This window comes from Mesorhizobium sp. M2A.F.Ca.ET.037.01.1.1 (assembly GCF_003998075.1).
GTDB lineage: Bacteria > Pseudomonadota > Alphaproteobacteria > Rhizobiales > Rhizobiaceae > Mesorhizobium.
This window is the reverse complement of record NZ_RZSA01000589.1, coordinates 1-4,266: the sequence shown is the minus strand read 5'-3', so window position 1 is coordinate 4,266 and position 4,266 is coordinate 1. Positions and strand designations below refer to the sequence as shown.

The 4,266-nt window shown below is 63.2% G+C and carries 4 protein-coding genes; 3 read left to right on the top strand and 1 reads right to left on the bottom strand.

The genetic code is table 11. The features are described from left to right. From EOA27_RS24860 to mutL, 3 genes are all read left to right on the top strand, one after another. The coding region (locus tag EOA27_RS24860; protein WP_348639872.1) for a LysR substrate-binding domain-containing protein at window positions 1–188 on the top strand (188 nt) is incomplete at its 5' end. Between the two features lie 83 nt (window positions 189–271). Continuing rightward, complete coding sequence (locus tag EOA27_RS24855; protein ID WP_127257492.1) at window positions 272–1,126, top strand: hypothetical protein; 855 nt, start codon at window positions 272–274, stop codon at window positions 1,124–1,126. Window positions 1,127–1,197: 71 nt separating this feature from the next. Further along, window positions 1,198–3,072: a DNA mismatch repair endonuclease MutL gene (mutL, locus tag EOA27_RS24850; protein WP_126083122.1), complete on the top strand. Its 1,875-nt coding sequence runs from the start codon at window positions 1,198–1,200 to the stop codon at window positions 3,070–3,072. Window positions 3,073–3,271: 199 nt separating this feature from the next. On the opposite strand, the gene EOA27_RS24845 is transcribed toward mutL, so the two are convergent. Next, window positions 3,272–4,165: a DMT family transporter gene (locus EOA27_RS24845; protein WP_126083123.1), complete on the bottom strand. Its 894-nt coding sequence runs from the start codon at window positions 4,163–4,165 to the stop codon at window positions 3,272–3,274. Window positions 4,166–4,266: the final 101 nt, after the last annotated feature.

The following is a 4,266-nucleotide window of genomic DNA, read 5'->3' as shown; positions in this document are numbered from 1 at the left end:
TGGAAGGGCAAGGCATCTCGCTCGGCTGGCGGCACCTGGTCGAACGTCTTGTGGCATCCGGGCTGCTGGTGCCGGTGACCGATCACGTGATGCGGACCGGCATCGGCTTCCACGTCATCTGGCCGAAGAACCGCGATCTCAGCGACAATGCGCGCAAGGTCAGGGACTGGCTGGTGGCGCAGGCGTGAAAACTGATTGTATCCGAAAGTTCCCTCTATCACTGGTAGGCGTTCCAGGTGTACTAACTGCGTACCGGATTTTGGGGGGGATAATGATGATCGCGAAACTTAGCGGCAATTTCGGCGTGGCTGTGTCTGGTCTAATCACGTTTGTGATGGTTGTTCTGGCAGTAATAGTCGTCAACAACCTAACAGGCTTCAACGTTTTCTCGTTCAGTTTCTGGGTGGTCATTCCGGCTGGAGCAGTGTTGACCGGGGTGGCTGCAGCCTCGGGCTATTATTTTGGCAGCCTGTTTTTTCACACCCGACCCACATGGTTTCTTCTCGTCCAAATTCTCATTGTGACAGCTGCGGCGCAATTGGTCATCTACTATGGCGAATATCGCTCATTGGTCCTGGACGACGGCACTATGGCTTCTGACGCCATTGGTTTTTGGGATTATCTCGATACCTATCTAAGGTCGATGCATCTCAAGGCTGGACATGGCGGCCATATCGACAGTGGCGAGGTTGGCGACTTTGGCTACTGGTTAGCAGTGATCGATTTCATAGGCTTCATCCTGGGAGGATTTTTCGTCTTTTTCATGCTGCAAACCTATCCGACGTGCTGGAAATGCAGTCGATACCTCAGGAAAATAACCAAAACCGGCCAGATGTTTCCAGACCATGGGCAGTTCGCGAAATATTACGACACACTTTTTCAGCACCCTGTCGACAGCAGGCCCTTCGCGGATTTGATGAAAGGCAACCCGAAAGTCCGCAAACCCGCTTTGGGCACGGTCTTGGTAGGATCTGATCTTCTCGGCTGTGAGCACTGCAAGACACAGCTTCTAGCTCAAAAGGTTCAGATCCTGGGAAAGAAGGGGTGGAAGGATATCGCAAAGCTGACCCGGAACGTTCGGCTGCCGGATGGCGTGGATCTGCGGCAGGTGGTTACTCCTGGCTGATTTGGGTGACGGCGGCGGTTTGATGCAATTGGCCTATCCGCAGCGCACTCGAATCCGCCTATAATCACCGGATGCCCATCCGTCAGCTTTCCGAAACGATGATCAACCAGATCGCCGCCGGCGAGGTCATCGAGCGTCCGGCGAGCGTGGTGAAGGAGCTGGTCGAGAATGCGCTCGACGCTGGCGCGTCGCGCGTGGAGATCGTCACCGCCGGCGGCGGGCTGAACCTGATCCGCGTCACCGATGACGGCTCGGGTATCCCCGAACAGGAACTCGCGCTGGCCATTGCCCGCCACTGCACCTCGAAGCTTTCCAATGACATCCACGACATCCGCTCGCTGGGCTTTCGCGGCGAGGCGCTGCCCTCGATCGGCTCGGTGGCGCGACTGTCGATCCGTTCGCGCACGGCGTCAGGCGAGAGCGCGGCCGAGATCGGGATCGACGGCGGGCGCGTCTTACCGGTGAAGCCGGCGGCGGCCAACCGCGGCACCACGGTCGAGGTGCGCGACCTCTTCTTCGCGACGCCGGCCAGGCTGAAATTCATGAAGGGCGAACGCGCTGAAAGCTCGGCCACCAGCGACGTGGTGAAGCGCATCGCGATCGCTTTCCCGGCCGTGCGCTTCACGCTGGCCGGTTCAGACCGCTCGACCTTAGAACTGCCGGCGACGAGCGACACGCCGGAAGGCCAGCTCGCCCGCGTGGCGCAGGTGATGGGCAAGGATTTCCCGGACAATGCCATTGCCATCGATGCCATGCGTGACGGCGTGCATCTGGCCGGCCATGTCTCGATCCCGTCCTACACGCGCGCCAACGCGCTGCAGCAATATGCCTATGTCAACGGACGTCCGGTGCGCGACAAGCTGATCGCCGGCGCGATCCGCGGCGCCTTCGCCGATGTGCTGCCGCGCGACCGGCACGCGGTGACGGTGCTCTTCCTGTCGCTCGATCCCTCGACGGTCGACGTCAATGTCCATCCGGCCAAGGCCGATGTACGCTTCCGCGATCCGGGACTGGTGCGCGGGCTGATCGTCGGCGCCATCCGCGACGCGCTGGCCGGCGCCGGCATCCGCGCGGCGACGACAGGCGCCGCCGGCATGATGGCGGCATTTCGGCCTGGGGCCGCAGCCTATTCCCACCCCGGCCCGGCGGGCGGCCATCGCAGCTACGAGGCCGCCTATCACGCCTCCAACTCCGGAGGCTTCGACCCGTTGCGTTCGGCGCAGCGGCCGCTCGATATGGGCTATGGCGAGGCGGGGCATCAGCGCAATGGCTTTGCGGAGAACGACCAGGCGGCGTTCGACACCGGCCCGCTCGCCAGCGCCGATGCCCGCGCCGGCGTCGCCGAGCCGGCCGAGGCGCTGCTCGGCATGGTGCTGGGCGCGGCGCGCGCGCAGGTGCATGAGAATTATATCGTCGCGCAGACCAGGGATTCGCTCGTCATCGTCGACCAGCATGCCGCGCATGAGCGGCTGGTCTATGAGGCGCTGAAGAACGCCCTGCATTCGCGCGCTGTCCCGTCGCAGATGCTGCTTTTGCCCGAGATCGTCGATCTGCCGGAGGAAGACGCCGAGCGGCTGGCGATGCACTCCGAGACGCTGGCCAAATTCGGCCTCGGCCTGGAGCGCTTCGGCCCCGGCGCGGTGGCGGTGCGCGAGACGCCTTCGATGCTGGGCGAGACCAATGTGCAGCAGCTGGTGCGCGACCTTGCCGACGAGATCGCCGACAACGACACCGTCGAGACGCTGAAGGAACGGCTGGACAAGATCGCCGCGACCATGGCCTGCCATGGTTCCGTCCGCTCGGGCCGGCTGCTCAAGGCCGAGGAAATGAACGCGCTGCTGCGCCAGATGGAGGCGACGCCCGGCTCCGGCACCTGCAACCACGGCCGACCGACCTATATCGAGCTCAAGCTGGCCGATATCGAACGGCTGTTTGGAAGGCGGTGAGTGCGCCACGGCCCCTCACCCAGCCTCCGCTGCGCTCGGCTGACCTCTCCCCGGTGGGGAGAGGAGATTGTCGGCGCCGGCGCCAATCTCTTCTCCCATGGGGAGAAGGTGGCCGCGAAGCGGCCGGATGAGGGGGCAAGAAAAGAGCCGCTCGAAGCGGCTCTTTTCTTGAGTCAGGAAATGACTTCAACCTTTTGATTTACCGCTTCAAATTCACCACGATCACGCCGCCCAGAGCCAGCGCGCCGCCGAGGATGCCGAGCAGCGACGGCACTTCGCCCAGCCAGAAGAAGCCGATCAAAGCGGAGGTCGGCGAGACCAGATAGAGGAAGTTCGAGGCGCGGGCGGCAGGCAGGCGCGACAGCGCGGTCGCCCAGGCCGCATAGGCGATCAACGAGGGCACAATGCCGAGATAGATGACGGCGCCGAGACCGGCAGTGTCGGCGACCGCCGCCTGCGAAAACGCTTCCGTCAGGAATGGCGACAGGCAGAGCGCGCCGAGCACCATGTTGGAGGCGGATATCGTCAGCGGATGATGGCGGGCAAAGAGCGGCTTCTGGACGATCGTGTTGACGGCCGAGCAAAGCGCCGAGCCCAGCACCAGCAGCGCGCCGGTATTGAAATGCAGGCCATGTCCGTCGGCCACCGCGATGATGCCGATGCCAGCGAAGGAAATGACCGTGCCCAGCCAGGCGATGCCTGAGAACCGCTCGCCGAGCAGGGCCATGGCCATGATTGCGGTGAAGATCGGGCTGACATTGATGATGAAGCCGGCCGCACCCGCCGAGACCGTGAGCTCGCCGAAATTGAGCATGGCGGTGTAGAGCGCGACGAAGATGGCGCCGCCAAAGGCGAAGCGCCACAGCTCGCCGATCCTGGGCAGCGCCGGGCGCTTCACCGCGAGAAATATGGCGGCCGGGACCGCAGCGATGGCAAAGCGCAGCGCGCCGAGCTCCAGCGGCTGGAAGGAGGTAAGGCCGGCGCGGATCGCCGGGAACGCCGAAGCCCAGCCAAGCACCGTAAGCGCCACCGCGACGGCCGCGGTGCCGTCCATGCGCTGTGTCTCATTCAACGTGCCGGTGTAAGCACTCATTGCCGTACCCTCGTGTTTTGGTGCCATGGACGCAGAAAACGCCATTGCCGGCCGATTGACAAACGAGCAAATCGAGGGTCAGCTGTGAGCATGGATCACAG

Bases quoted from the DNA above. Each gene is read 5' to 3' on its own strand.
- EOA27_RS24855 (WP_127257492.1), top strand. From the start codon at position 272: ATGATGATCGCGAAACTTAGCGGCAATTTCGGCGTGGCTGTGTCTGGT.
- EOA27_RS24845 (WP_126083123.1), bottom strand. From the start codon at position 4,165: ATGAGTGCTTACACCGGCACGTTGAATGAGACACAGCGCATGGACGGC.
- mutL (WP_126083122.1), top strand. From the start codon at position 1,198: ATGCCCATCCGTCAGCTTTCCGAAACGATGATCAACCAGATCGCCGCC.